At 60.8% G+C, this 26,733-nt stretch carries 22 protein-coding genes; 13 read left to right on the top strand and 9 right to left on the bottom strand.

Features of this window, described 5'->3' with window-relative positions; genetic code table 11:
- Positions 1–133 precede the first annotated feature (133 nt).
- Complete coding sequence (gene lpxH, locus EIY71_RS25335; protein WP_102687173.1) at positions 134–880, bottom strand: UDP-2,3-diacylglucosamine diphosphatase; 747 nt, start codon at positions 878–880, stop codon at positions 134–136.
- Positions 877–1,383: a peptidylprolyl isomerase gene (locus EIY71_RS25330; protein ID WP_007951494.1), complete on the bottom strand. Its 507-nt coding sequence runs from the start codon at positions 1,381–1,383 to the stop codon at positions 877–879. Before EIY71_RS25330 ends, lpxH begins: the two co-directional genes overlap by 4 nt.
- Before the next feature lie 252 nt (positions 1,384–1,635).
- On the opposite strand from EIY71_RS25330, the gene EIY71_RS25325 reads away from it, so the two are divergent.
- The 3 genes from EIY71_RS25325 to EIY71_RS25315 all read left to right on the top strand — a co-directional run bounded on the left by EIY71_RS25325 (position 1,636) and on the right by EIY71_RS25315 (position 6,296).
- A complete protein-coding gene (locus EIY71_RS25325) occupies positions 1,636–3,336 on the top strand; it encodes a glutamine--tRNA ligase/YqeY domain fusion protein (protein WP_134023561.1) in 1,701 nt (566 codons plus the stop codon).
- Between the two features lie 20 nt (positions 3,337–3,356).
- On the top strand, positions 3,357–4,739 hold the full coding sequence (cysS, locus tag EIY71_RS25320; protein ID WP_085690018.1) for a cysteine--tRNA ligase: 1,383 nt from the start codon (positions 3,357–3,359) through the stop codon (positions 4,737–4,739).
- Positions 4,740–5,078: 339 nt separating this feature from the next.
- Positions 5,079–6,296 carry an MFS transporter gene (locus EIY71_RS25315; RefSeq protein ID WP_134023559.1) on the top strand — a complete coding sequence of 406 codons (1,218 nt, stop codon included), beginning with the start codon at positions 5,079–5,081 and terminating at the stop codon, positions 6,294–6,296.
- 176 nt (positions 6,297–6,472) lie between these two features.
- On the opposite strand, the gene EIY71_RS25310 is transcribed toward EIY71_RS25315, so the two are convergent.
- On the bottom strand, positions 6,473–8,338 hold the full coding sequence (locus EIY71_RS25310; RefSeq protein ID WP_134023557.1) for a sigma-54-dependent Fis family transcriptional regulator: 1,866 nt from the start codon (positions 8,336–8,338) through the stop codon (positions 6,473–6,475).
- Between the two features lie 271 nt (positions 8,339–8,609).
- On the opposite strand from EIY71_RS25310, the gene EIY71_RS25305 reads away from it, so the two are divergent.
- Genes EIY71_RS25305 through EIY71_RS25280 form a run of 6 tightly spaced genes read left to right on the top strand, consistent with a single transcriptional unit; the run spans position 8,610 to position 14,562 of the window.
- Positions 8,610–9,704 carry an ABC transporter ATP-binding protein gene (locus tag EIY71_RS25305; protein WP_007951489.1) on the top strand — a complete coding sequence of 365 codons (1,095 nt, stop codon included), beginning with the start codon at positions 8,610–8,612 and terminating at the stop codon, positions 9,702–9,704.
- On the top strand, positions 9,704–10,816 hold the full coding sequence (locus EIY71_RS25300; RefSeq protein ID WP_007951488.1) for an ABC transporter ATP-binding protein: 1,113 nt from the start codon (positions 9,704–9,706) through the stop codon (positions 10,814–10,816). The genes EIY71_RS25305 and EIY71_RS25300 overlap by 1 nt, the downstream gene beginning before the upstream one ends.
- Positions 10,813–11,679, top strand: a complete 867-nt coding sequence (locus tag EIY71_RS25295; RefSeq protein ID WP_007951487.1) for a carbohydrate ABC transporter permease — start codon at positions 10,813–10,815, stop codon at positions 11,677–11,679. The genes EIY71_RS25300 and EIY71_RS25295 overlap by 4 nt, the downstream gene beginning before the upstream one ends.
- Before the next feature lie 9 nt (positions 11,680–11,688).
- Positions 11,689–12,489 carry a carbohydrate ABC transporter permease gene (locus EIY71_RS25290; protein ID WP_007951486.1) on the top strand — a complete coding sequence of 267 codons (801 nt, stop codon included), beginning with the start codon at positions 11,689–11,691 and terminating at the stop codon, positions 12,487–12,489.
- Positions 12,490–12,499: 10 nt separating this feature from the next.
- A complete protein-coding gene (locus EIY71_RS25285; RefSeq protein ID WP_039767461.1) occupies positions 12,500–12,772 on the top strand; it encodes a DUF2160 domain-containing protein in 273 nt (90 codons plus the stop codon).
- A 47-nt stretch (positions 12,773–12,819) separates the two neighbouring features.
- Positions 12,820–14,562 (top strand): ABC transporter substrate-binding protein, encoded by a 1,743-nt coding sequence (locus EIY71_RS25280; protein ID WP_007951484.1) that lies wholly within the window; start codon positions 12,820–12,822, stop codon positions 14,560–14,562.
- A gap of 43 nt (positions 14,563–14,605) precedes the next feature.
- On the opposite strand, the gene EIY71_RS25275 is transcribed toward EIY71_RS25280, so the two are convergent.
- The 6 genes from EIY71_RS25275 to EIY71_RS25255 all read right to left on the bottom strand — a co-directional run bounded on the left by EIY71_RS25275 (position 14,606) and on the right by EIY71_RS25255 (position 20,283).
- Positions 14,606–15,484 (bottom strand): alpha/beta fold hydrolase, encoded by an 879-nt coding sequence (locus EIY71_RS25275; protein ID WP_102717010.1) that lies wholly within the window; start codon positions 15,482–15,484, stop codon positions 14,606–14,608.
- Positions 15,481–16,431: a trans-aconitate 2-methyltransferase gene (locus tag EIY71_RS25270; RefSeq protein ID WP_134023555.1), complete on the bottom strand. Its 951-nt coding sequence runs from the start codon at positions 16,429–16,431 to the stop codon at positions 15,481–15,483. The genes EIY71_RS25275 and EIY71_RS25270 overlap by 4 nt, the downstream gene beginning before the upstream one ends.
- Positions 16,428–17,651 carry a YcaO-like family protein gene (locus tag EIY71_RS25265; RefSeq protein WP_134023553.1) on the bottom strand — a complete coding sequence of 408 codons (1,224 nt, stop codon included), beginning with the start codon at positions 17,649–17,651 and terminating at the stop codon, positions 16,428–16,430. Before EIY71_RS25265 ends, EIY71_RS25270 begins: the two co-directional genes overlap by 4 nt.
- Positions 17,652–17,701: 50 nt before the next feature.
- Positions 17,702–17,830, bottom strand: a complete 129-nt coding sequence (locus EIY71_RS28785; protein WP_007951477.1) for a hypothetical protein — start codon at positions 17,828–17,830, stop codon at positions 17,702–17,704.
- A 372-nt stretch (positions 17,831–18,202) separates the two neighbouring features.
- Complete coding sequence (locus EIY71_RS25260) at positions 18,203–19,612, bottom strand: heavy metal sensor histidine kinase (RefSeq protein ID WP_134023551.1); 1,410 nt, start codon at positions 19,610–19,612, stop codon at positions 18,203–18,205.
- Complete coding sequence (locus tag EIY71_RS25255) at positions 19,609–20,283, bottom strand: heavy metal response regulator transcription factor (protein WP_007951475.1); 675 nt, start codon at positions 20,281–20,283, stop codon at positions 19,609–19,611. Before EIY71_RS25255 ends, EIY71_RS25260 begins: the two co-directional genes overlap by 4 nt.
- Before the next feature lie 408 nt (positions 20,284–20,691).
- On the opposite strand from EIY71_RS25255, the gene EIY71_RS25250 reads away from it, so the two are divergent.
- From EIY71_RS25250 to EIY71_RS25235, 4 genes are all read left to right on the top strand, one after another.
- Positions 20,692–21,939 (top strand): TolC family protein, encoded by a 1,248-nt coding sequence (locus tag EIY71_RS25250; RefSeq protein WP_134023549.1) that lies wholly within the window; start codon positions 20,692–20,694, stop codon positions 21,937–21,939.
- Positions 21,940–21,988: 49 nt separating this feature from the next.
- On the top strand, positions 21,989–23,182 hold the full coding sequence (locus EIY71_RS25245; RefSeq protein ID WP_134023547.1) for an efflux RND transporter periplasmic adaptor subunit: 1,194 nt from the start codon (positions 21,989–21,991) through the stop codon (positions 23,180–23,182).
- A 15-nt stretch (positions 23,183–23,197) separates the two neighbouring features.
- Entirely contained in the window at positions 23,198–26,350 is a 3,153-nt protein-coding gene (locus tag EIY71_RS25240) for an efflux RND transporter permease subunit (RefSeq protein ID WP_134023545.1), read from the top strand.
- A 134-nt stretch (positions 26,351–26,484) separates the two neighbouring features.
- Positions 26,485–26,685: a co-regulatory protein PtrA N-terminal domain-containing protein gene (locus tag EIY71_RS25235; RefSeq protein WP_134023543.1), complete on the top strand. Its 201-nt coding sequence runs from the start codon at positions 26,485–26,487 to the stop codon at positions 26,683–26,685.
- Positions 26,686–26,733 lie beyond the last annotated feature (48 nt).

The following is a 26,733-nucleotide window of genomic DNA, read 5'->3' as shown; positions in this document are numbered from 1 at the left end:
CCTTTGCAACTTCTGGTTAGGCAGGCTTGAGCGCGGTGCCAACCGCGTATCAAGCCTGTAAAAGGTGTAAACGATGTCCCCGGTCTAATGTGTAAAGGATGTACCGGTCTCTACAGTGAGGGGGTAGCGATCTTCAGCCGTGCGGCAATGCCAACGGTGGCGCAAAATCAAACGGCGCCAACGCAAACCCGTTCTCATCCACCTGTAACGCCCAACCCTGACGATCCCAATCCCCCAGCACAATCCGCTTCGCCGCCTGATCGCCGATCTGCAACTTGTGGATCGCCGGGCGATGGGTGTGCCCGTGAACCAGGGTTTTCACCCCGTATTCCTGCATGATCCGCGGAATTTCCTCCGGCGTGACATCGACGATGTCATTGGCCTTCATCCGCGTCTGCGCCCGGCTTTCGCTGCGCAGCTTGCGCGCGAGCTTGTGCCGGGTGCGCAAGGGCAGGTTGCGCAGGATGAACAGGCTGAGCGGGTTGCGCAGGTAGCGGCGCAGCTTCATATAGGCTTCGTCGCGGGTGCACAGGCTGTCGCCGTGCATCAGCAGCACTGGTTCGCCGTAAAACTGCACGACACTCGGGTCCTTCAACAGCGTGCAGCCGGCCTGCTTGCAGAAGGCCTTGCCGAGCATGAAGTCGCGATTGCCGTGCATCAGAAAAATGGCCGTGCCGCTGTCGCTGAGTTCGCGCAGGGCCTGGCAGATGGAACGCTGGAAGGGGGTCATGGCGTCGTCGCCAATCCACGCTTCGAAGAAGTCGCCCAGAATGTACAGCGCACTCGCCGAGCGGGCGCGTCCGGCGAGCAAATCCAGAAACGCCCGGGTAATGTCCGGGCGCTCCTCTTCCAGATGCAAGTCTGAAATCAGCAATATCACGCTTCGATGATCTCGGCTTTCTCGATGATCACGTCGTCTGCTGGTACGTCCTGGTGGCCTGCCTTGGACGTGGTGGAAACGCCTTCGATCTTGTCGACAACGTCGGTGCCCGCAACCACTTTACCGAACACGGCATAACCCCAGCCCTGAGCAGTCTTGGAGGTGTGATTCAGGAAGCTGTTGTCGGTGGCGTTGATGAAGAACTGAGCCGAGGCCGAATGCGGATCCATGGTGCGAGCCATGGCCAGGGTGTACTTCTCGTTCTTCAGGCCGTTGTCGGCTTCGTTCTGGATGCTCGGGCTCTTGTCTTTCTTTTCTTTCATGCCTGGCTCGAAACCGCCGCCCTGGATCATGAAACCTTTGATGACGCGGTGGAACACGACGTTCTCGTAGTGACCCTTTTTCACGTACTCGATGAAGTTGGCCACGGTGATCGGGGCTTTTTCAGCGTTCAGTTCGATGACGATATCACCGAAGTTGGTGGTCAGTTTTACTTGAGTCATGATCGCTACTCTTTATAAGGAATTCGTGGGTATTGGGACATTTACGCCCTTTACCGGTTCAGCCCGTGAGGGCCAAGGTGCGCAGTTTAGCGTGACAGGCGCGAATTTCGAGGCTGTTTTTCCAAATCCCTGCGATTAAATGCACTCCTTTATAGGGCCTGCTCTGTCAGCCCCTTGACAGCATCGGCTATGATAGCGGCTTTGTTTTGTCTGGCCCCCTCTGCGGCCGCGCACATGTAAGTCAAGGATCCTATGAGCAAGCCCACTGTCGACCCTACCTCGAATGCCAAGTCCGGCCCTGCCGTGCCGGTCAATTTCCTGCGGCCGATCATCCAGGCAGACCTGGACTCGGGCAAGCACACGCAGATCGTCACCCGTTTCCCGCCTGAGCCCAACGGCTACCTGCACATCGGCCACGCCAAGTCGATCTGTGTGAACTTCGGCCTGGCCCAGGAGTTCGGCGGCGTCACTCACCTGCGTTTCGACGACACCAACCCGGCCAAGGAAGACCAGGAATACATCGACGCGATCGAAAGCGACGTCAAATGGCTGGGCTTCGAATGGTCCGGCGAAGTGCGCTACGCCTCGCAATACTTCGACCAGTTGCACGACTGGGCCGTCGAGCTGATCAAGGCCGGCAAGGCCTACGTCGACGACCTGACGCCCGAGCAAGCCAAGGAATACCGCGGCAGCCTGACCGAGCCTGGCAAGAACAGCCCGTTCCGCGACCGTTCGGTGGAAGAGAACCTGGACTGGTTCGCCCGCATGCGCGCCGGTGAGTTCCCGGACGGTGCCCGCGTGCTGCGCGCCAAGATCGACATGGCCTCGCCGAACATGAACCTGCGCGACCCGATCATGTACCGCATCCGCCACGCCCATCACCATCAGACCGGTGACAAGTGGTGCATCTACCCGAACTACGACTTCACCCACGGTCAGTCGGACGCCATCGAAGGCATCACCCACTCGATCTGCACCCTGGAGTTCGAAAGCCATCGTCCGCTGTACGAGTGGTTCCTCGACGCACTGCCAGTGCCGGCGCACCCGCGTCAGTACGAGTTCAGCCGTCTGAACCTCAACTACACCATCACCAGCAAGCGCAAGCTCAAGCAACTGGTTGACGAGAAACACGTCAACGGCTGGGACGATCCGCGCATGTCCACGCTGTCGGGCTTCCGCCGCCGTGGCTACACCCCGGCCTCGATCCGCAATTTCTGCGAGATGATCGGCACCAACCGTTCCGACGGCGTGGTCGACTTCGGCATGCTCGAGTTCAGCATCCGTCAGGACCTGGATGCGAACGCCCCGCGCGCCATGTGCGTGCTGCGTCCGTTGAAAGTCGTGATCACCAACTACCCGGAAGATCAGGTCGAGAACCTCGAACTGCCGCGTCATCCGCAGAAAGAAGAACTCGGCGTGCGCAAGCTGCCGTTCGCCCGTGAAATCTACATCGACCGCGATGACTTCATGGAAGAGCCGCCAAAGGGCTACAAGCGCCTGGAGCCGAACGGCGAAGTGCGTCTGCGCGGCAGCTACGTGATCCGTGCCGACGAAGCGATCAAGGACGCCGACGGCAACATCGTCGAGCTGCGTTGCTCGTACGATCCGGACACCCTGGGCAAGAACCCTGAAGGCCGCAAGGTCAAGGGCGTGATCCACTGGGTGCCGGCCGCTGCCAGCATCGAGTGCGAAGTGCGTCTGTACGATCGCCTGTTCCGTTCTCCGAACCCGGAGAAGGCCGAAGACAGCGCGAGTTTCCTGGACAACATCAACCCTGACTCACTGCAAGTGCTGACCGGTTGTCGTGCCGAGCCTTCGCTGGGCAATGCACAGCCGGAAGACCGTTTCCAGTTCGAGCGCGAAGGTTACTTCGTCGCGGATATCAAGGACTCGAAACCAGGTCAGCCGGTATTCAACCGTACCGTGACCCTGCGCGATTCGTGGGGCCAGTGATCAAGTCTTAAGGAAACACCGTGCTTACGATCTACAACACGCTCACCAAGAGCAAAGAAGTCTTCAAGCCGCTGGATGGCAACAAGGTGCGCATGTATGTCTGCGGGATGACCGTGTACGACTACTGCCACCTGGGCCACGGCCGCAGCATGGTCGCGTTCGACCTGGTGACCCGCTGGTTGCGGTTCAGCGGTTATGACCTGACCTACGTGCGCAACATCACCGACATCGACGACAAGATCATCAACCGGGCCAACGAGAACGGCGAGTCGTTCGAAGCGTTGACCGAGCGCATGATCGCCGCGATGCACGAAGACGAAGCGCGCCTGAACATCAAGAAGCCGGACATGGAGCCGCGCGCCACGGATCACATCCCTGGCATGCACGCGATGATCCAGACCCTGATCGACAAGGGTTACGCCTACGCCCCGGGCAATGGCGACGTGTACTACCGCGTCGGCAAGTTCATGGGCTACGGCAAGCTCTCGCGCAAGAAGATCGAAGACCTGCGCATCGGTGCGCGGATCGAGGTCGACGAAGCGAAGGAAGATCCGCTGGACTTCGTGCTGTGGAAAGGCGTCAAACCGGGCGAGCCGAGCTGGGAATCGCCGTGGGGCGCAGGGCGTCCGGGCTGGCACATCGAGTGCTCGGTGATGTCCACCTGCTGCCTGGGTGAAACGTTCGACATTCATGGCGGCGGCAGCGATCTCGAGTTCCCGCACCACGAAAACGAAATCGCCCAGAGCGAAGCGGCCACCGGCAAGACCTACGCCAACGCGTGGATGCATTGCGGCATGATCCGGATCAATGGCGAGAAGATGTCCAAGTCCTTGAACAACTTCTTCACCATTCGCGACGTGCTCGACAAGTACCACCCGGAAGTCGTGCGTTACCTGCTGGTGTCGAGCCACTACCGCAGCGCGATCAACTACTCGGAAGACAACCTCAAGGACGCCAAGGGCGCACTGGAGCGTTTCTACCACGCGTTGAAAGGCCTGCCGAACGTGGCGCCGGCGGGCGGCGAAGCGTTCGTCGAGCGTTTCACCACGGTGATGAACGACGACTTCGGCACGCCGGAAGCCTGCGCGGTGCTGTTCGAGATGGTGCGTGAGATCAACCGTCTGCGCGAGAGCGATCTCGATGCAGCGGCCGGTCTGGCAGCGCGCCTGAAAGAACTGGCCAGCGTGCTGGGTGTGTTGCAGCTCGAAGCCGATGACTTCCTGCAGGCCGGCGCCGAAGGGCGTGTCGATGCAGCTGAAGTCGAGGCGCTGATCGCTGCGCGTCTGGCGGCACGTGCCGGCAAGGACTGGGCCGAATCCGACCGCATCCGCGACCAGCTCACCGCCATGGGCGTGGTGCTGGAAGACGGCAAGGGCGGCACGACCTGGCGTCTGGCTGACTGATTGCTGCGCCTGCTACAAACAAAACCCGCCTTGTGCGGGTTTTTGTTTGGCTGCGAGAAGAGCCCCTCACCCTAACCCTCTCCCAGAGGGAGAGGGGACTGAATGGGGGATATTCAAGAAATACGCCGACCTGAAAGGTTTTCTCCGAATCCATAATCGACGCAATCTCTCAGGTCGATGTAGAACGCCAGACACCTCGGTCGGCTCCCTCTCCCTCCGGGCGGTCCGACGTTTCGGGAGGGCTGGGGTGAGGGATTGCTTTTGACGTTCGCGTAGGTCTTGATGTCGGCAACGCGCTCAGCCGGATGCTGAGCGGCGACGATTCGGAATGAAGACATCATGGCAAACCACTATCGCGAACTCCTGACAACCCCCGGCGCCACCGGGCTGATCCTCGCGAGCTCCATCGCCCGACTGCCCCAGGCAATGATCGGCATCGGCATCATCACCATGCTGGTGCAGCAGACCGACGTTTACTGGCTGGCCGGCGCAGTCGCCGGCACGTTTACCCTGGCCAATGCGCTGCTCGGCCCGCGCATCTCGAAACAGGTTGATCAGTATGGCCAGAGTCGCGTGCTGCCCGTCGTCACGGTGTTCAGCATCGTCATGCTGCTGGCGCTGATTGTTGCCGTTCACCTGAAGGCGCCCGCCGCGTTGTTTTTTGTGCTGGCGGCTCTGGCGGGGACGATGCCGAGCATGCCGTCCATGATCCGCGCACGCTGGACGCAGCTGTTTCGTGGCAAGCCGCAACTGCACACCGCGTTCTCGCTGGACACGGTCCTCACCGAACTGGCTTACATCATCGGCCCGCCACTGGCGATCGGTTTGAGTGTGAGTTTCTTCGCGGAAGCCGGGCCGCTGGTGGCGGTGGGGCTGCTGGCCGTCGGCGTGACGGCGTTTCTCATGCAGCGGCAGACCGAACCGAAAGTGGTGGCCAGCAACCGGAAAAACAGTGGTTCAACCCTGCTGATTCCCGGCGTTCGCACCATTGTCCTGGCGCTGCTGGCGATGGGGGCCATTGGCGGGTCGATCGATGTCGCCGTTGTGGCCTTTGCCAATGCGCAAGGCTGGCCATCGGCTGCCACCTTCATTCTTGCCGCCTATGCATTCGGCTCGCTGGTGGCGGGTCTGACCTTCGGCGCGTTGCGGGTTTCGCTGGCGATTGAAAAACAGTTCTTTATCGGGATCCTGGTCACGGCAGTCACCGGCGTATTGCCGGTGTTCTCACCGGACGTTTATGTCCTGTCCGCGATGCTGTTTATCGCCGGCATCTCGTTCGCGCCGACCATGGTTGTAGTCATGAAGCTGGGGACGATCATCATCCCGGCAGCGAGGATGACCGAAGGCCTGACATGGATGACCACCGGAATCAGCATCGGCGTGGCGCTCGGCGGCATGCTGGCGGGGCTGGTAATTGATGCCTGGGTCGCACGGGCAGGGTTCGGCGTTGCGATAGCCGCAGGTCTGATGATGATGGTTGTGGTGTTGATGGGCCTGCGGACGTTGGCGGCCGCATCGGCTGCACCTGTTGAGCCAGCCTTTTCACCCTCACCCTAGCCCTCTCCCCCAGGAGAGGGGACTGATTGGGGGATGTTCGAGAGGTACACCGACTTGAACGATTGGCGTCGAATCCATAATCGACTGGTTGTTTCAGGTCGATGTAAAACGCAAGACACCTCGGTCGGCTCCCTCTCCTGGGGGGAGAGGGCTGGGGTGAGGGGGAAGGGGGTTACTCAACCTTCGATCTGTCGCAATCGCTTGTACAGCGTATTGCGGCTCACCCCCAACCGTCGCGCCAGATGGGAAATATTCCCCCCGGCCAGTTGCAGCTCTCGGTTCAACGCCTCGGCATCGTTCAGGTCGATGCCCAACGGTTCGGCCACTTCCACCGGCTCCATCTCCAGATCGACAAAAAAGTCGTCCGGCAAATGCTCGGGTCGAATCGGTTGTTCCTCGGCCATCGCCAGTGCCACCTGCATCACACTGCTGACCTGACGCAGATTACCCGGCCACGGGTGTCGTTCAAACAAGTCCAGCACCTCGCGACTCAATCCCGCCCACTGCGATGGCTCGCGATGCTGTTCCCACAACCGCTTGAACAGCGCCTGCTTGTCACTGCGCTCGCGTAACGGAGGCAATTCCAGAGTCAAACCGCCAATGCGGTAGTACAGATCCTCGCGAAAACGACCCAGTTGCACCTGTTCCCTGAGCGAACGGTTGGTGGCGGAAATGATCCGCAGATCCACCGGAAACAGCTCGCTGCTGCCCACCGGTTGCACGCAGCGCTCCTGCAACACGCGCAACAGGCGAGCCTGAGTCGGCAGCGGCATGTCGCCGATTTCGTCGAGGAACAGCGTGCCCTTGTCGGCCTTGCGGATCAGTCCGATGCTGCCTTTCTGGTTGGCGCCGGTAAACGCGCCTTTCTCGTAGCCGAACAGCTCGGACTCCACCAGTTCGGCGGGGATCGCCGCGCAGTTGACGGCAATGAACGCCTGTTTGCTGCGGGAGCTGGCCTGGTGCAGGGCCTTGACGAAGACTTCCTTGCCGACCCCGGTTTCCCCGTGAATCAGCAGCGGGATGTCCTTTTCCAGCAGGCGTTCGGCCTGGCGCACGGCTTTTTCCACGCGGCTGTCGCCGAAGTGCAATGTGCTCAGGCTGATGGCCGTCGGTACGGCGACTTTCGGTTCGGCTGTTCTGGCTTCAGCGGTTCTTGTTTCAGTGAAGACGCGCGCCTGAATCGGCGCCTGTTTAGGCCGTTTCAACAAACACTGAAAACGATTGCGCCCGGAGGTCTGCAAGGCAAACGGCAAACCGTCCGGCTGATTGATCAACTCCAGCAACGACACCTTGAACAGGCTTTCAACGCTGACCCGCGACAACCGCACGCCCAACAGATTGTCGGCCCGTCGGTTGGCCGATAGCACCTGACCGCTCTCATCAAAGATCAGCAGCCCGGCCCACTGGCTGTCGAGGTTGTTCAACCCGGTGTTGAAGGTCAGTTGAAAGTGCTGGCCATGGAACAGGTTGAGGATCAGCCGGTTCTCCACGGTCTGGCTCATCATCTTGACCATGCCGAGGGTGTGCGACGGTGGCAGATAGCTGTCGCTGGACACATCGAGCACGGCGATGACCTTGCGCTCTGCATCGAAAATCGGCGCGGCGGAACCGGTCATGAAGCGATTGGCCTTGAGAAAGTGTTCATCGTGTTCAATGTGCACCGCCTGCTCGCAGGCCAGCGCCGTGCCGATGGCGTTGGTGCCGCTGGCGCGCTCGACCCAACTGGCGCCGGCCTGAAAACCGCGCGCCAGATTCGGCTCGATAAAGCGCTGGGTGCCCCAGGACGTCAGCACCTGGCCTTGATTGTCGGCCAGCATGATCAGGCAGTTGGAGTTGCTCAGGATGTTCTCGTAATACGGCAGCACTTCCTGGTGAGTGGTCTGCACCAGTGAATGATGGCGGTCGAGCAACTGCGCAATGCTGGCAGCGGGCAACTGATCGAAGGCCGGTGCGCTTTGATGATTGAGACCGAAGGCGCGGCAACGGGACCAGGAGTCCTGGACGATGGCGTCATGGGAAAGCGGCGGGGCAGGTGCGGCCATGATTGGCAGTCTCTGAAGGGTGCTTTGTTGTTTTTGTTATGGCTCGTTCGACGAGCAAAAAAGCATCCATAGAGTGTTGTTCACTATTGTTCATTGTCAATCGCCCGACTGTTCAATTGTTCAGTCGCGACTGTTCACTTGTGTTCAGCTACGAACCCCGGTTTGCGTGGCCTCCAGCGAATTTTCCGGTAAATCAACAGCTTGCCGTTTCTGGCACGAATGTCGCTCTACAGGACAGGTCGCTTGACTCCAATAATAAAAAGGCCGAGCCATGTCACTCACCCTGGAGCACGTCAGCCGTACCGTCGAGGGCCAGACCTGGATCGACGATGCGAGCCTGAAATTCGAACCTGGATCCTTCAACGTTTTGCTCGGGCGCACGCTGTCCGGTAAAACCAGTCTGATGCGCCTGATGGCCGGTCTGGACAAGCCCGACAGCGGCCGCATCCTGATGAACGGCGTCGACGTCACCCAGCGCCCGGTACGTCTGCGCAACGTGTCGATGGTCTATCAGCAGTTCATCAATTACCCGACCATGACGGTGTTCGAGAACATCGCGTCGCCGCTGCGCCAGGCCGGGATCTCCAACGAGCAGATTCAGAGCAAGGTGCAGGAAACCGCGAAGATGCTGCGCATCGAGAAGTTTCTGAAGCGCTATCCGCTGGAGCTGTCCGGCGGTCAGCAACAGCGCACGGCCATGGCCCGGGCACTGGTCAAGGATGCCGAACTGATTCTGTTCGACGAGCCGCTGGTCAACCTCGACTACAAACTGCGCGAAGAGCTGCGCCAGGAAATGCGCGAGCTGTTCAAGGCGCGCCACACCATCGCCATCTACGCCACCACCGAGCCCAACGAAGCGCTGGCGCTGGGCGGCACCACCACCATTCTTCATGAAGGCCGGGTGATCCAGAGCGGCCCCTCGACCGAGGTCTATCACCAGCCACAAACGGTGCTGGCCGCTGAATTGTTCTCCGAACCGCCGATCAACCTGATGCCGGGGCGCATCGCCGGCAACGAAGTGAGTTTCGCCAACTTCGTGCACTTTCCGTTGAACGTCGACCTGCGGCCGGTGGGCGAGGGCGAGTTCCGCTTTGGCGTGCGCCCGAGCCACATCTCGCTGGTGCCGAGCAACGACGACGACCTGGAACTGGCGGTGACCGTCGAGGTGGCGGAAATCAGCGGTTCGGAAACCTTCCTCCACGTGCGCAACGAGCATTTTCTGCTGGTGCTGCATTTGCCGGGGGTTCACGAATACGACGTCGATGCGCCGATCCGCATCTATATCCCGACTCATAAACTGTTTGTGTTCGATGCGCAGGGCCGTCTGGTGCAGGCACCGGGCCGGCGCGTCGCGAGGGTTGCCTGATGGCCGAAATCCGTTTGCAGCACCTCGCCCACAGCTACAGCAAAACCCCGAGCGGGCCCGAGGATTACGCGATCCGCGAGATGGACCACATCTGGGAGCAGGGCGGCGCCTATGCCTTGCTCGGTCCGTCGGGTTGCGGCAAGTCGACCTTGCTCAACATCATTTCCGGTCTGCTCAGCCCGTCCCAGGGTCATGTGCTGTTCGACGGCAAAGCGGTCAACGACCTGACCCCGGAAAAGCGCAACATCGCGCAGGTTTTCCAGTTCCCGGTGGTCTACGACACCATGACCGTGTTCGACAACCTGGCCTTTCCCTTGCGCAATCAGGGCCTGGCCGAAGCGAAAGTACACAGCAAGGTGCAGGAAATCGCCGAAGTCCTCGACCTGCAGAACCTGTTGAGCAAAAAGGCGCGCAACCTTACTGCCGACGAAAAACAGAAAGTTTCCATGGGCCGTGGCCTGGTGCGCGATGACGTGTCGGCGATCCTCTTCGATGAGCCGCTGACGGTGATCGACCCGCACCTGAAATGGAAACTGCGGCGCAAGCTCAAGCAGATCCACGAGCAATTCAACATCACCATGGTCTACGTCACCCACGATCAACTGGAGGCTTCGACCTTCGCCGACAAGATCGCGGTGATGTACGGCGGCCAGATCGTCCAGTTCGGCACCCCACGGGAATTGTTCGAGCGGCCGAGCCACACCTTTGTCGGCTACTTCATCGGCAGCCCGGGGATGAACCTGATCGAAGTGCAGCCGCAACCGGGCGGGGTCGGTTTCAACTCGACCCATCTGCCGCTGTCCGACGGCTTGCAGCGCCATATCGAACACGGCCAGTGGAAAAATCTGAAGGTCGGCATCCGCCCCGAATTCATTCACGTGTGGGACGAGCCGTTCGATGACGCGATGCAGGCGAGGGTCGTACACGTCGAAGACCTCGGCACCTACAAGATCATGACCCTGGATCTGGACGGTGCACCGCTGAAAGTGCGTCTGGCCGAAGACAAACCGGTGCCGCAGGGCACGGCGTACATCAGTTTTCCAGCGCAGTGGCTGATGGTGTATGCCGACGAGTTTCTGCTGGATGCCACCGACAGCGAGGTACAGCCATGAACAAGGTGCAGAACAACAAGGCCTGGTGGCTGGTGTTGCCGGTGTTCCTGCTGGTGGCCTTCAGTGCCGTGATCCCGATGATGACCGTGGTCAACTATTCGGTGCAGGACATCTTCGACCAGTCCAGCCGCTACTTCGTGGGTGCCGACTGGTACAAGCAGGTGCTGCTCGATCCGCGCCTGCACGACTCGTTGCTGCGCCAATTCATTTACTCGGCGTGTGTGCTGCTGATCGAAATCCCGCTCGGCATCGCCATTGCGCTGACCATGCCGACCAAGGGCCGCTGGTCGTCGGTGGTGCTGATCGTGCTGGCGATCCCGCTGCTGATTCCGTGGAACGTGGTCGGCACTATCTGGCAGATTTTCGGCCGCGCCGACATCGGTCTGCTCGGGTCGAGCCTCAACGCCATGGGCATCAGTTACAACTACGCGGCCAACACCATGGACGCCTGGGTCACCGTGCTGGTGATGGACGTCTGGCACTGGACTTCGCTGGTGGCGCTGTTGTGTTTCTCCGGGCTGCGGGCGATTCCCGACGTGTATTACCAGGCCGCGCGCATCGACCGGGCTTCGGCCTGGGCGGTATTCCGGCACATTCAGTTGCCCAAGTTGAAGAGCGTGCTGCTGATCGCGGTGATGCTGCGCTTCATGGACAGCTTCATGATCTACACCGAGCCGTTCGTGCTCACCGGTGGCGGGCCGGGTAATTCGACGACCTTCCTGAGTCAGACCCTGACCCAGATGGCCGTAGGCCAATTCGACCTGGGGCCGGCGGCGGCATTCTCGCTGGTGTACTTCCTGATCATCCTGCTGGTGTCCTGGCTGTTCTACACCGCCATGACCCACAACGATGCCAACCGCTGAGGCCCGGCCATGAGCAAAAGAAAGCTGATCCCCCTGCTGCTCTACATCCTGTTCCTGCTGGTGCCGATCTACTGGCTGCTGAACATGTCGTTCAAGAGCAACACCGAAATCCTCGGCGGACTGACCCTTTTCCCACAGGATTTCACGCTGGCGAACTACAAGGTGATCTTCACCGATCCGAGCTGGTACACCGGCTATATCAATTCGCTGTACTACGTCAGTCTGAACACGATCATTTCTCTGACCGTGGCGCTGCCGGCGGCGTATGCCTTTTCGCGCTATCGCTTTCTTGGCGACAAGCACCTGTTCTTCTGGCTGCTGACCAACCGCATGGCGCCACCGGCGGTATTCCTGCTGCCGTTCTTCCAGCTGTACTCGTCGATCGGCCTGTTCGACACCCACATTGCCGTGGCGCTGGCGCACTGCCTGTTCAACGTGCCATTGGCGGTGTGGATCCTCGAAGGTTTCATGTCCGGGGTGCCGAAGGAGATCGACGAAACCGCCTACATCGACGGCTACAGCTTTCCCAAGTTCTTCGTGAAGATCTTCATTCCGCTGATCGGCTCCGGCATCGGTGTGACGGCGTTTTTCTGCTTCATGTTTTCCTGGGTCGAACTGCTGCTGGCGCGCACGCTGACCTCGGTGAACGCCAAACCGATCGCGGCGGTGATGACGCGCACGGTGTCGGCGTCCGGCATTGACTGGGGCGTACTGGCGGCGGCGGGGGTGTTGACTATTCTCCCCGGCATGCTGGTGATCTGGTTCGTTCGCAACCACGTGGCCAAGGGCTTTGCCCTGGGCCGGGTCTGAGGAACTGATGATGGAATGGATGAGCTGGACCGTCCCGACGGCGGCGTTTTTCATCGTGATCGGGTTGATCCTGGTGGGCATGACCACCTGGGAATTGCGCTCGCCGAGCATCTTGCGGCGAGGGTTTCTGCCGATTGCCACCACCCGTGGCGATCGCTTGTTCATCGGTCTTCTCGGCAGCGCCTACCTGCATCTGCTGGTAATCGGCGTGACCGACTGGAGCATCTGGGTAGCGTCCGCGTTGTCCCTGGTGTGGCTGTTGGCTGTGATGCGTTGGGGCTAGTCGAATCGCTCGGCAATCTTGCTCCGAAAACCTAACAGGAGGTCTCTATGTTCGATAAGAAAAATAAGCTGCGACATAGCATTTCATTGGCAGCCATGCTGGCACTCAGCGGTTTGAGCGCGTCCGCCTGGGCCGACGCCTACGAAGATGCCGCAAAAAAATGGATCGGCAGCGAGTTCAAGCCGTCGACCCTGACGGCCGAGCAGCAACTCGAAGAACTGAAGTGGTTCATCAAGGCGGCCGAGCCGTTTCGCGGGATGGACATCAAGGTCGTCTCGGAAACCCTGACCACCCACGAATATGAATCCAAGGTGCTGGCCAAGGCCTTCAGCGAAATCACCGGCATCAAGCTGACCCACGACCTGCTGCAGGAAGGCGACGTCGTGGAAAAAATGCAGACCGTGATGCAGTCGGACAAGAACATCTACGACGGCTGGGTCAACGACTCGGACCTGATCGGTACGCACTTTCGCTACGGCAAGACCGAATCGATCACCGACCTGATGGCCAACGAAGGCAAGAACTTTACCTCGCCGACCCTCGACATCAAGGACTTCATCGGCATCTCCTTCACCACCGCGCCGGACGGCAAGATCTATCAATTGCCCGACCAGCAGTTCGCCAACCTGTACTGGTTCCGCGCCGACTGGTTCGAACGCGCCGACCTGAAAGCCAAGTTCAAGGAAAAGTACGGCTATGAACTGGGCGTGCCGGTGAACTGGTCGGCTTATGAAGACATCGCCAAGTTCTTCAGCGAAGACGTCAAGGAAATCGACGGCAAACGCATTTACGGGCACATGGACTACGGCAAGAAAGACCCGTCCCTGGGCTGGCGCTTCACCGATGCCTGGTTCTCCATGGCCGGTGGCGGCGACAAGGGCATTCCCAACGGTTTGCCGGTGGATGAGTGGGGGATTCGCGTCGAGGATTGCCACCCGGTCGGTTCCAGCGTGACCCGCGGCGGCGACACCAACGGCCCGGCGGCGGTGTTCGCCACCACCAAATACGTCGACTGGCTGAAGAAGTACGCGCCACCGGAAGCGGCGGGCATGACCTTCTCCGAATCCGGCCCGGTGCCGTCCCAGGGCAACATCGCCCAGCAGATCTTCTGGTACACCGCCTTCACCGCCGACATGACCAAACCGGGCCTGCCGGTGGTCAACGCCGACGGAACGCCGAAATGGCGTATGGCACCGTCGCCACGCGGGCCGTACTGGGAAGAAGGGATGAAGCTCGGTTATCAGGACGTGGGCTCCTGGACCTTCATGAAGTCCACGCCTGAGAAACAGAAACTCGCGGCCTGGCTGTACGCGCAGTTCGTGACTTCGAAAACCGTGTCGCTGAAGAAAACCATCGTCGGCCTGACGCCGATTCGTGAGTCGGACATCAACTCGCAAGCGATGACCGATCTGGCGCCGAAACTCGGTGGTCTGGTCGAGTTCTACCGCAGCCCGGCCCGCGTGCAATGGACCCCGACCGGTACCAACGTGCCGGACTACCCACGCCTGGCGCAACTGTGGTGGAGCCACATCGCTGAGGCCGCCAGCGGCGAGAAGACCCCGCAACAGGCCCTCGACGGTCTGGCCAAGGATCAGGACGCGATCATGACCCGTCTGGAACGGTCCAAGGCCCAAGCGGTGTGCGCACCGAAAATGAACCCCGAGCGCGACGCGCAATACTGGTTCGACCAACCGGGCGCACCAAAACCGAAGCTGGCCAACGAGAAGCCGAAGGGCGAAACCGTGAGCTACAACGAACTGCTCAAGTCGTGGGAGGCGGCACGCAAGTAAGCGCTTTTGCGGGACGGAACGGCACCTTCGGGTGCCGTTTTTTTTAGCCCTCGATTTCACGTTTCACCGCTCGGCGCACCGCTTTAAGGAGGGCGTTTTCAAAGGCGTTGTGCCCGGCGTGCAGCAGCCGGCAATGGATGTTCATGCGTTGCCTGAGCCAGCGCACGCTGGCCATGCCATGGGTATCGCGGATGCCCTGGATCAGCAGGGTGTTGTCATCGAGGGTCAGGTCTTCATCCTTTGGCGTGAAGCAGTAGTTCTGCAGGTGGTAATGCAGTTCCAGACGAATCGCGAGCACGGCTTCCTGATCGACGAAGCGCTCCAATGTGTCGGGGCAAATCGTCTGCCCTGTGCGACGTAGAACAGCGTTCAACCATTCGATGGCGGCGCGGTTTTGCTGCGATGGACAGCCTTCGCCAAGGATCCGGTAGATGTCCTTCGCGCGATGGCCTGACGACGCTTGAGGCGATTGCGCCAGCCCGTCATTGAGCGCCTGATCGTAGGCCCGGACATTGTCGGCAAACGGCACGAATACCGAGACCAGCGTGGTTTTCAGCAGGTGCTGCGGATAGCGCTGTTGGTACTGGATCGCCAGCCAGCTACCCCATGACACCCCCAGCACGCTGATTTTTTCGAAGCCGAAATGCTGGCGCAGGGCATCGATGTCTTCGACACACTGCCCGGTAGTGTTATCCCGAAGTTCGCCGTAGGGCGTCGAGCGTCCGCAACCTCGTTGATCAAACAGGATGATGTCGAACCGGCCCGTGTCGAAGAACTGCAAATGGTGGCGGCTGATACGCCCGCCGGGACCACCATGGATAAAAAACACCGGTTCGTGTCCCGGAACACCATGCCGTTCCCAATAGAGTTGATGGCCGTCGCCGGTCGGGTAATAACCTCGGCTGTGCAGGGAAAAACTCATGGCGCCGGAACCGTCAGACGATAGAACTGGAACAGCTCGACCTGCCCGGGCCGTGCCGCGACGCTGGATTCAAGTTTCAGGTGGTGGAGGGAGGCGAGCCAGGTGACCGAAATCAACACCGGGGTGTGCCCGAAAACAAGGATCGTGCCGCCGGGCTTGACGCAGCGGATCAGCGATTCGAATGCGGCCTGGGCATCCCGTCGGGTCAAGACTTCGGCGTTGAGGAACCGCAGGACCAAGACATCGCAGCGAATCCCGGAATCGAAAGCTTCACTCGCCTCCAGCACGTCGAATTCGATGGATGTTCCGCTGTGCCAGCGCCTGGCGTGTTCGATCATCGAGGCCGAACGGTCGCTGCCCAGGCACAGACAGTCGGGCAGGGCGCGGGCGAGGTGGGCGATGAACGCGCCGGTCGAACAGGCCGGGTCGTAAATCAGCGCGCCTTTTTCAGTGATGGCCTGGAGCAGCCCGGCGCAGTATTCGCGCAAGTGGTGTTCGTCAGTGTTCAGCCGTTCGGCCAGTGATTCGTTGCATTGCCAGAAGTCTGCCGGGCAGACCGCTTCCCGGCCCGCCTCATCCAGCAGCGGAAAGGGAAACAGGACCTCGCTGTCAGCCTGATGCAAGGCGTGCTCGAAGAACTGCGCTTTGTCTGCGGGGGAGACCGTCCGATAGCCGATCGACAACCCGTCATCACCCCACAATGAGTGGAGGTGCGGGCCAAACAACATGTCGGGTTTGAGCGCACTGCCGGCCTGCCACCGGAAATGCCGGTCACGCTGCAGGAGCTTGCGGCCGACCCAGAGCTCATCGTTCACCCGCAGGAAAAAAACGTGGTGCAGTCCGCTGCCTCGTGGTTCGAGGAAGTGGCCAACCGTGCCGTTCTCGTTGAGGTAAAGGCGCATCGAACGGGCCAGTGTCAGTTCCCGGGTGCGATCGAGTCGGTTCATACGGCTGGCCTCTCCAGCGTACGGCCTCGGGCTTGCGGAATGACGACGTTGCCGCTGGAGACCACGAAGAAGCGTTCCAGTCCGGGGATCACCACGTTGAGCAGGGTGGTGCCGAGCTCGGTTCGCTGCAGGATGGCGGCCCCCAGCGTACGGCCATGAATCCGCAGGTCTTGAGTCAGCAAGTACAGTTGGTTTTCCACCGACAGGTATTTAGCGGAATCCGGCAGTCTGATTTCGTGTTGAACGCAGCGATGCAGGAGCGTCTGCGGATCGAACTGCGCACAGCGCAGCAGTCGCGGGAAGGGCTGCAGATTGCGCAGCGCATTGTTCAGCGTCTGTCGGTATTCGGGTTCGGCGGCGCTGAGTTGCAATTGCACCAGTTCAGTGAGCGCCCGCCACGCCGCGTGGCGCGGGTCGAGGGAGCTGCCACTGCCGAATACCTGTGGGTGAGCGCCCGGCTTCGTGGTGAGGGCCAGAAAAGTCCGGGTCGTGAACTCGGTGCTGATATCCACCAGCACGATTTCGCCGTCGATCTCCTGTTCGGCATCGGCCCACAGACGACCGAGTTCGTCGCTTTCAGTGAGACGCGCCACCCGCCGCAGTGGTGGATGATTTTCGTAGTAAAAATGGTTGAGCAAAAACAACGACACGGCGTCGCGCTCGATGCATTCGTTGGCGGCGTGCAGCATCGCTTCGTTGTAAGTGGCGCCAATCGCGGTGCCGCTGTTGCTGGCGTAGCGCTGCACGGCGCGGTAGTCCGCCATATCCGGTGACGAGGGCAAACGTGAACCGTTCGGCGAGGTCAGCGCCACCGGATAGGAAAACCGGTCATGCCACGGCGGACAGACATAGGTCCGGCAGGTGATGCGCACGTTTTGCTGGCAAGTGAGCCTGTGCAGAAGCGAGTCATCGGCAAACACCGGCGTGTCTTTGAAATAGCCTTCCGTCTCGTGGTGAACATCGTAGGTACAGAGCTCATCCGTCCAGTAATGCTCGAGCGCTTCAAAGAGCGCGCCCAGGTGCGCCTGATCCGCATAGCCCTTGCCGGAGCCACGGGCATGACGGTTGTCGCTGCCATGCAGACTGGCCTGAACGGCAACCACTTTGCTGCCGAGGGTGCGGGTGTGTGGTGTGAGGCCCAGGCGTGAAAGTTCGGTGTGAATACGCCGTTCTGCCTGAGCGGCCGTGAGCTCACGCTCGGCCAACGTTGTCTTGTCCATGATTCCCTTCCTGGAAAGCCCGCGAGGGCGCAGGGCCCCCGCGGGTTCTGTCACTCGGCGTTGAGTTCCGCCTGTTCTTCCTCGGTCAGTTGCAGCGCTTCGATCTGCTCTGGCGAGGGTGCTTCCTGCTCTTCCAGTTCATCGATAGGGTTTGCGTTCAAGCTGCCCATGTAGCCCATGATGTTGCTCCTTGGTTGTTGTTTGGGAGTGCTGTTGCAAGCACGAACCGAATCTAAAAGGGCGGTGAGGGCGGGGTCAAAAATGTCCGGACGTTTCCAGCCGCGGGTTTCAGCGGTGTCGAAATACGTACTGATAAAACGTGAATTGACGCCGGGCGGATGTGTTTCTGGGGGGCAGCACTGCGTGGCAACGGGCGAACCATGCGAAAGGAGTCAGCGGTTTGAGGCGTTCTGTCGTGTGCCGCTGTCGGACGTTTCAGCGCGGGGACGACGCAAATTCGTACTGAAGGATTTACGGAGATGGATGCAGCACTTGTGCGGTGATTTTTCCCATGAGGTTTGAGAAAACACCGCACAAATCGGCTTGACGGTTCAGTGCCGTTCCCGGTGCATCACAGGAAACACCAGACTGAACACCGTCATCGCCCCCGGACGGCTTTGAACCTGCGCGGAGCCCTGATGCAAGGTCATGATCGAATGCACGATGGCCAGCCCCAGCCCGGTACTGCCCTGTGAACGGGTGCGACTGCTGTCGACCCGGTAAAAACGGTCGAACAGATACGGCAGGTGCTGCGCTTCGATGCCTGTGCCGGGATTGCTCACCCGCAGCGACACCTCGTTCGGCGCCTTTTCGATGAACAGCGAAACGGTCTTGCCGGACGGGCAGTGGCGCAGGGCATTGGACAGCAGATTGGAAATCGCTCGCTGAATCATCAGCCGGTCGCCCGACACCTGAGCGCTGCCGATGACCTTCAGATCGATCTGTTTGTCCTGTGCCGACAGGAAAAACAGATCCGCCACTTTGAACGCCTCTTCCTCCAGCGCAATCGGCTCGAACGAGGTGTGTGCCGCAGGCTGGCTCGCCTGGGCCAGGAACAGCATGTCCGAGACAATCCGCGCGACCCGCTCCAGCTCCTCGGTGCAGGACACCAGAACGTTGGTGTATTCCTCGACCGAGCGCTCCCGCGACAGTGTCACCTGGGCCTTGCCCATCAGGTTGTTGATCGGCGTGCGCAGTTCGTGGGCCAGGTCATCGGAGAACTGCGACAACTGCTGCACGCCGCTGTCCAGTCGATCGAGCATGACGTTGATGCCCTGCGCCAGTTCGCTGAGTTCCTGGGGCATGTTCAGCACCGACAACCGGTGATCGAGATCCTGCGTCGTCACTCGTGCCGCCACTTTGCGAAACTCCCGAAGCGGGGCCAGCCCTCGCTGCACGGCGCCCCATGCGGTCAGGCCGATGAACACCAGCAGCAACGGCAAGGCCATCAGCGTCGAGCGCAGGTAGGCGCTGAGCAGAGCCTGATCGTGGGCGTTATCCATCGACAGCAGCACCGGTACGTTGCTGCCGTCCTTGAGGCGAATCAGCTTGGAGACGGTGAGAAACTTCGCGCCTTCAGCATCGGCGCTGTCGGTGTGGGTCAACTGATCGGTGGTCGCCCGAACTGCCTTCAGTTCAATCCGTGGATCGGTCAGGCCCGAGCCGGACTTGAGCAGCGGGGTGCGCAGGTTGTTCAGGTCGTAAATGGTCAGGGTCAGGTTGTCATGCCCCATGACCTGATCGAGCAGAATGTGCGGCTTGGCGCTGATCTCGCTGGTGTCGGCATACAGCGTCAGGCTGTGCTCGACCTGTTCCATCTTCTTTTCCAGGCTGTCGCGCGATAGCGCGTTCAGTTCATGGGTCAGGGCGAAATACGCGAGGATCGCCAGGAACACCACCAGCAATGCGCCGAGAATACTGACCGTCAGACCCAGACGCAGCGACAGGCTCGCCGGCTTCATTCCCGGGCCTCCAGCACATAGCCGACACCGCGCAGGGTGTGGATCAGTTTGCTGTCGAACGGGTCGTCGATCTTCGCCCGCAAGCGACGGATCGAAACTTCGACCACGTTGGTGTCGCAGTCGAAATTCATGTCCCACACCAGCGAGATGATCTGGGTGCGGGTCAGCACTTCGCCGGACTGGCGCATCAGCAGGTGCAGCAGGGCGAACTCCTTGGTGGTCAGGTCGATGCGCTGCGTGCCTCGAAACGCCCGGTGACGGCCCGGATCGAGTTCCAGATCGGCGACCTTGAGCACCTGCGGCACCGGGATGTTTTCGCTACGGCGCATCAACGTGCGTACCCGCGCCAGCAGTTCCGGGAACTCGAACGGCTTGACCAGATAATCGTCGGCGCCCAGATCCAGACCGCGGATCTTGTCCGCCAGCCGCCCGCGTGCGGTGAGCATCATCACCCGGGTGGAGTGGGTGCGACGCAGTTGTTCCAGCACGCTCCAGCCATCGAGTTCCGGCAGGTTCACATCGAGAATGATCAGGTCATAAACCTGTTGTTGCGCCAGGTGCAAACCGTCAGCGCCATTAACGGCGTGGTCAACGATATAACCACTTTCGGTCAGGCCCTGATGCAAGTATTCGGCAGCTTTAAGCTCGTCCTCGACGACAAGGATTCGCATGATGTTTCACCACTTTTAATGAATGGGTATTTAAGTAAGTGAGTCTGGAAGTTGCAGTTTTTGCAGGGGCTTCCTGACGGACTTTGAAACTGAGTGGCGGGCACGGTAAAGGCTGTAGTGGCTACAGAGTCAACGCCTGAGCGCTTTAAATCGGCCGTCCGCGACAGCCTGTCGCAGTGGAATGGCGCATTTTTCACGACTTTCATTTCGGCAAGTGCTGTCCGGCAGATAACTAACGTGCATTTGTTTCTATCTATTGCAATAAAGCCATTCGAACTTCGAATCCTAGAGCAAAACAACTTCGATAAACCGTGGATAACGGATTTGTAATGTTCACGTCACCTTGTCGATAAGTTCAAAACCCTACCGTTGCGCCATCAACGATTCTTGATTGAAGGAAGCCTTCCATTGCCCGGTTTAATTGAACTGACGGCGCGATCACGCCTGAAAAAAACCGCCAGCGGCCTCTTGTTGCTGGCTTGTACCAGCCTTGCCGGCGCATCGACTTTGACGCTGGATCAGGCACTGCAAACCGCGTTCGCCGGCAACCCGGAGCTGGCCGCCGCACAGTGGGAAATCGGCATTGCCGAAGGCGACCGCAAGCAGGCCGGGCTGATCCCCAACCCCGAGGTGTCGTGGGAGGCCGAAGACACCCGGCGCGAATCGCGCACCACCACGGTGATGCTCAGCCAGCCGATCGAGCTGGGCGGCAAGCGTGGCGCGCGGATTGAAGTAGCGAGTCGTGCGCAGGATGCCGCCGGCATCGAGCTGGAGCGCAAGCGCAACGCACTGCGCGCCGACGTGCTTCAAGCGTTCAACGGTGCGCAAACCGCGCAGCAACGTTTGCAACTGGCCCGGCAGTCGCTGCAGCTCGCCGAGCACGGTTTGCGTGTGGCACAGGGGCGGATCGAGGCGGGCAAGTCGTCGCCGGTGGAAGGCACGCGGGCGCAAGTGCAGCTTTCGGAAGTGCGCCTGGAATTGAGCCGCGCCGAGCGCGATCAGGCCAATGCGTACCAGCAGCTGGCGCAGGTCATGGGCGCACCGTTGCCGACGTCGACCACGGTGCAGAGCGCGACTCAAAGTCTGCCCAGCGTACCGCCGCCCACCCGTTTGCTTGAGCGCCTGAACGAGACGGCGGAGCTGCGCCTGGCCAGGTTGCAGATCGAGCAGCGCGAGGCGTCGCTGGGGCTGGAAAAATCCCAGCGGATTCCCGATCTCACCGTCAGCGTCGGCAGCCAGTACAGTGAAGCCGAGCGCGAGCGGGTCAACGTGGTGGGGCTGTCGATGCCGATTCCGCTGTTCAACCGCAATCAGGGCAACGTGCTGGCGGCGGCGCGGCGTACCGATCAGGCGCGTGACCTGCGCAACGCCACCGAACTGCGTTTGCGCACGGAAATCCAGACCACGCTGGCGCAATGGCAGACCGCCAACGGCGAAATCCAGGCATTTGACAGGACCATCCTGCCCGCCGCGCAAAGTGCCGTGGACAGCGCCACTCGCGGTTTCGAAATGGGCAAGTTCGGCTTCCTCGACGTACTCGATGCCCAGCGCACATTGATCGCCGCTCGCAGCCAATACATCCAGGCGGTGAGCGAGGCGACCGACGCCCGGGTCCGCATCGAACGCATCTTCGGCGACCTCAGCGCCAACCCTTGAATTTCAACTTTCTGATCACTGCGCGATGGTTTGGCGCAGAGGAGTTTCCATGGACAAAAAACTGATCGTGGTCGCTGCGGCGACGTTGGCGCTGGGCATTGGCATCGGCGCGATGTGGAGCGGCAATGCGTCGATCGATGCGCATGCCGATGAAGCGGCGGAACACGCCGATCACGCTGAAGAAGGCGCCGCTGCTGACGGCGGGCACACCGAAGAAGGGCACATCGAATTGACTGCCGAGCAGATCGCGGCGGCGGGGATTCAACTGGCCGCCGCCCAGGCGCAGAACTTCAGCCTCGGTCTGTCATTCCCTGGCGAAGTACGTTTTGACGAAGACCGCACCGCGCATGTGGTGCCGCGCGTGCCGGGCGTGGTCGAGTCGGTGTCGGTCAATCTCGGGCAGTCGGTGAAGAAGGGCCAGTTGCTGGCGGTGATCGCCAGTCAGCAGATTTCCGATCAGCGCAGCGAGCAGGCAGCCGCGCAACGCCGTCTGGCTTTGGCCCGCACGACGTTCGAACGCGAGAAGAAACTGTGGCAGGACAAGATCTCCGCCGAACAGGATTTCCTCCAGGCACGTCAGGCTCTGGAAGAAGCCGAAATCGCCGTGAGCAATGCCCGGCAAAAGATCAGCGTGCTCAGTGGCAGCGTGGTCGCCACCGGAGGCAATCGCTATGAACTGCGCGCGCCTTTCGACGGCGTGGTGGTGGAAAAGCACCTGACGCCAGGGGAGGTGGTCGACGAAACCACGGCGGCGTTTACGCTTTCGGATCTGTCGCGGGTGTGGGTCACGTTCGGCGTTTCACCGAAGGACCTGAACAAGGTGCAAGTGGGCAAATCTGTCACCGTCAGCGCGGCGGAGTTGAACGCCGAAGTCAGCGGCACCGTGGCTTACGTCGGCAGCCTGCTCGGCGAACAGACCCGTACCGCGACCGTGCGCGTCACCCTGGAAAACCCGCAAGGCTCATGGCGCCCGGGCCTGTTTGTCACCGCGCTGGTCGCCACCGACAGCCGTCAGGCCAAAGTCGCCGTACCGGAAACCGCGATCCAGACCGTCGAGGACAAACCCACGGTATTCGTGCGCACCGACGACGGTTTCAAGGCCCAAGCGGTGGAGCTGGGCGGTCGCGCGGCGGGGCAAGTGGAAGTCACCGCCGGGCTGGAGCCGGGCGTGCAAGTCGCCAGCGCCGGCAGCTTCGTCCTCAAATCGGAGCTGGGCAAAGCCTCGGCCGAGCACAGTCATTAATCGCGGAAGACTCCCATGTTCGAACGCCTGATCCAGTTTGCCATCGAGCAGCGCATCATCGTGCTGCTCGCCGTTCTGCTCATGGCCGGCCTCGGCATCGCCAGTTATCAGAAGCTGCCGATCGACGCCGTGCCCGATATCACCAACGTCCAGGTACAGATCAACACCGGTGCGGCCGGGTTCTCGCCGCTGGAAACCGAGCAGCGCATCACCTTTCCGATTGAAACCGCGATGGCCGGCCTGCCGGCGCTGGAGCAGACCCGCTCGCTGTCGCGTTCGGGTTTGTCCCAGGTCACGGTGATCTTCAAGGACGGCACCGATCTGTTCTTTGCCCGGCAATTGGTCAACGAACGATTGCAGTCGGCCAAAGAGCAATTGCCCGAGGGCGTGGAAGCGGTGATGGGGCCGATTTCCACCGGGCTCGGCGAGATTTTTCTGTGGACGGTCGATGCGAAAGAAGGCGCGCTGAAAGATGACGGCACGCCCTACACGCCGACCGACTTGCGGGTGATCCAGGACTGGATCATCAAGCCGCAACTGCGCAACGTCCCCGGTGTGGCCGAGATCAACACCATTGGCGGTTTTGCCAAGGAGTACCAGATCGCCCCCGATCCGAAAAAACTCGCGGCCTACAAACTGACCCTCACCGATCTGGTGACGGCGCTGGAGCGCAACAACGCCAACGTCGGCGCCGGCTACATCGAGCGCAGTGGCGAGCAATTGTTGATTCGCGCGCCGGGGCAAGTGGCGAGCACCGAGGACATCGCCAACATCGTCATGGCCAACGTCGACGGCACGCCGATCCGGATCAAGAACGTCGCCACCGTGGACATCGGCCGCGAACTGCGCAGCGGCGCCGCCACGGAAAATGGCCGCGAAGTGGTGCTCGGCACGGTGTTCATGTTGATCGGTGAAAACAGCCGCACGGTTTCTCAGGCCGTCGCCGCGAAGCTCGAACAGATCAACAAGTCGTTGCCCGCCGGCGTGATCGCGGTGCCGGTGTACGACCGCACGCATCTGGTCGACAAGGCCATCGCCACGGTGAAGAAGAACCTCGTCGAGGGCGCGATTCTGGTGATCGCTATCCTGTTTCTGTTCCTCGGCAACATCCGCGCTGCGCTGATCACGGCGATGGTTATTCCGCTGTCGATGCTGTTCACCTTCACCGGCATGTTCAGCAACAAGGTCAGCGCCAACCTGATGAGCCTCGGCGCGCTGGACTTCGGGATCATTGTCGACGGCGCGGTGGTAATCGTTGAAAACACTCTGCGCCGGCTGGCCCATGCGCAGCAGCATCACGGGCGTCTGCTGACGCGATCCGAGCGTTTCCATGAAGTATTCGCGGCGGCGAAAGAGGCGCGGCGCCCGCTGATTTTTGGCCAGTTGATCATCATGGTCGTGTACCTGCCGATCTTCGCTCTGAGCGGTGTGGAAGGAAAAATGTTCCACCCGATGGCGTTCACTGTGGTCATCGCGTTGCTCGGCGCCATGCTGTTGTCCGTGACCTTTGTGCCGGCGGCGATTGCGCTGTTCGTGACCGGCAAGGTCAAGGAAGAAGAGGGCGTGATGATGCGTGGTGCACGTCGCGTGTATGCACCGGCGCTGGCCTGGGTGATGTCGCATCGTGCTGTTGCCGTGGGTGCGGCGCTGGGCGTGATCGTCCTCAGTGGCGTGGTCACCAGCCGCATGGGCAGCGAGTTTGTGCCGAGTCTCAGCGAAGGCGATTTTGCCTTGCAGGCGTTGCGCGTGCCGGGCACCAGCCTGACGCAATCGGTGGATATGCAGCAGCGGCTGGAAACGTTGATCCTCAATAAAGTGCCGGAAGTCGAGCGCGTGTTCGCCCGCACCGGTACTGCGGAAATCGCCTCCGACCCGATGCCGCCGAACATCTCCGACAGCTACGTGATGCTCAAGCCCAAAGAGCAATGGCCTGACCCGGGCAAGTCCCGCGAAACCCTGATGGCCGAGCTGCAACAGGCCGCGGCGACGCTGCCGGGCAGCAACTATGAACTGTCGCAGCCGATCCAGTTGCGCTTTAACGAACTGATCTCCGGCGTGCGCAGCGACGTGGCGGTCAAGGTGTTCGGCGATGACATGGACGTGCTCAACGCCACGGCGGCGAAGATTGCCGCCGCGATGCAGAAGGTCGACGGTGCGTCCGAGGTCAAGGTCGAGCAAACCACCGGTCTGCCGGTGCTGACCATCAACATCGACCGCGACAAGGCTGCGCGTTACGGGCTCAACGTCGGTGATGTGCAGGACACCATCGCGGTGGCCGTCGGCGGGCAGAAGGCCGGGACGTTGTATGAAGGTGACCGTCGATTCGACATGGTGGTGCGGTTGTCCGACGCCATGCGCAAGGACATCGACGGGTTGTCGGCGCTGCTGATTCCGGTGCCGGCGGCGGGTGGTGATGCTTCCAGTCAGATCGGTTTCATTGCGCTGAAGGACGTTGCCAGCCTCGATCTGGTGCTGGGGCCGAATCAGGTCAGCCGCGAAAACGGTAAGCGCCTGGTGATCGTCAGCGCCAACGTACGTGGGCGCGACATCGGTTCTTTTGTCGCCGAGGCGGGCGAAGTGATCGAGCGCGACGTGCAAGTGCCGGCGGGTTACTGGACCACCTGGGGCGGGCAGTTCGAGCAACTGCAATCGGCGGCCAAGCGCTTGCAGATCGTGGTGCCGGTGGCGTTGCTGCTGGTGTTCGGGTTGCTGTTCATGATGTTCAACAACCTCAAGGACGGCTTGCTGGTGTTCACCGGGATTCCGTTTGCGCTGACCGGCGGGGTCATGGCGTTGTGGCTTCGGGACATTCCGCTGTCGATCTCGGCGGGCGTCGGGTTTATCGCGCTGTCCGGTGTGGCGGTGCTCAACGGGCTGGTGATGATCGCGTTCATTCGCAACTTGCGGGAGGAAGGCCGGTCGTTGTCCGAAGCGATCCATGAAGGCGCGCTGACGCGATTGCGCCCGGTGTTGATGACGGCGCTGGTGGCGTCTTTAGGCTTCATTCCGATGGCTCTTGCGACCGGCACCGGGGCCGAGGTGCAGCGACCGCTGGCGACGGTGGTGATTGGCGGGATCCTGTCCTCGACCATTCTCACGCTGCTGATCCTGCCAGCGCTGTACCAATTGGCGCATCGCCGGGACGAGGAATCCCCCACGGCTGCCTAGTCACTTTTTACCTCAACAACAGGCCCGCCATTGCGGGCCTTTCTACATGACGGATATGTAATTTCGGCGCCACCGTCACGAAAGGTTCGGATTGTTACCTTGATCCCGTCAGTGACTTGAATGAGGAATCAACGATGAAACTTGCACAGATTGGCGCGTTTGCCGTGGCTCTGATGATGTCTTCGCTGGTGTTGGCCGAAGGTGGCGGGGATCGCACCTTCGACCGAATGATGACCGCCAACGAGCGCTCCATGGAGTTGTATGTCGCCAGGGAAAAGGCCCGCGACCCGGTTGTCGTCAATGAGAAGAAAGACGACACCACCAAGGACCTTTAAAAACGCCGCGCTGGAACAAGCCTGTCGTCCGAATTCCGATGCCGGGCT

It is taken from the genome of Pseudomonas sp. CH235 (assembly GCF_004368175.1).
Taxonomy (GTDB): domain Bacteria; phylum Pseudomonadota; class Gammaproteobacteria; order Pseudomonadales; family Pseudomonadaceae; genus Aquipseudomonas; species Aquipseudomonas paraglycinae.
This window is presented reverse-complemented; position numbering and strand designations above follow the sequence as displayed.

Coding starts and splice junctions, on each gene's coding strand:
- EIY71_RS25295 (WP_007951487.1), top strand. CDS start 10,813: ATGAACAAGGTGCAGAACAACAAGGCCTGGTGGCTGGTGTTGCCGGTG.
- EIY71_RS25310 (WP_134023557.1), bottom strand. CDS start 8,338: ATGGCCGCACCTGCCCCGCCGCTTTCCCATGACGCCATCGTCCAGGAC.
- EIY71_RS25270 (WP_134023555.1), bottom strand. CDS start 16,431: ATGAACCGACTCGATCGCACCCGGGAACTGACACTGGCCCGTTCGATG.
- EIY71_RS28785 (WP_007951477.1), bottom strand. CDS start 17,830: ATGGGCTACATGGGCAGCTTGAACGCAAACCCTATCGATGAACTGGAA.
- EIY71_RS25245 (WP_134023547.1), top strand. CDS start 21,989: ATGGACAAAAAACTGATCGTGGTCGCTGCGGCGACGTTGGCGCTGGGC.
- EIY71_RS25285 (WP_039767461.1), top strand. CDS start 12,500: ATGGAATGGATGAGCTGGACCGTCCCGACGGCGGCGTTTTTCATCGTG.
- EIY71_RS25325 (WP_134023561.1), top strand. CDS start 1,636: ATGAGCAAGCCCACTGTCGACCCTACCTCGAATGCCAAGTCCGGCCCT.
- EIY71_RS25280 (WP_007951484.1), top strand. CDS start 12,820: ATGTTCGATAAGAAAAATAAGCTGCGACATAGCATTTCATTGGCAGCC.
- EIY71_RS25240 (WP_134023545.1), top strand. CDS start 23,198: ATGTTCGAACGCCTGATCCAGTTTGCCATCGAGCAGCGCATCATCGTG.
- EIY71_RS25305 (WP_007951489.1), top strand. CDS start 8,610: ATGTCACTCACCCTGGAGCACGTCAGCCGTACCGTCGAGGGCCAGACC.
- EIY71_RS25260 (WP_134023551.1), bottom strand. CDS start 19,612: ATGAAGCCGGCGAGCCTGTCGCTGCGTCTGGGTCTGACGGTCAGTATT.
- EIY71_RS25330 (WP_007951494.1), bottom strand. CDS start 1,383: ATGACTCAAGTAAAACTGACCACCAACTTCGGTGATATCGTCATCGAA.
- EIY71_RS25255 (WP_007951475.1), bottom strand. CDS start 20,283: ATGCGAATCCTTGTCGTCGAGGACGAGCTTAAAGCTGCCGAATACTTG.
- EIY71_RS25235 (WP_134023543.1), top strand. CDS start 26,485: ATGAAACTTGCACAGATTGGCGCGTTTGCCGTGGCTCTGATGATGTCT.
- EIY71_RS25290 (WP_007951486.1), top strand. CDS start 11,689: ATGAGCAAAAGAAAGCTGATCCCCCTGCTGCTCTACATCCTGTTCCTG.
- EIY71_RS25265 (WP_134023553.1), bottom strand. CDS start 17,651: ATGGACAAGACAACGTTGGCCGAGCGTGAGCTCACGGCCGCTCAGGCA.
- EIY71_RS25300 (WP_007951488.1), top strand. CDS start 9,704: ATGGCCGAAATCCGTTTGCAGCACCTCGCCCACAGCTACAGCAAAACC.
- EIY71_RS25315 (WP_134023559.1), top strand. CDS start 5,079: ATGGCAAACCACTATCGCGAACTCCTGACAACCCCCGGCGCCACCGGG.
- EIY71_RS25275 (WP_102717010.1), bottom strand. CDS start 15,484: ATGAGTTTTTCCCTGCACAGCCGAGGTTATTACCCGACCGGCGACGGC.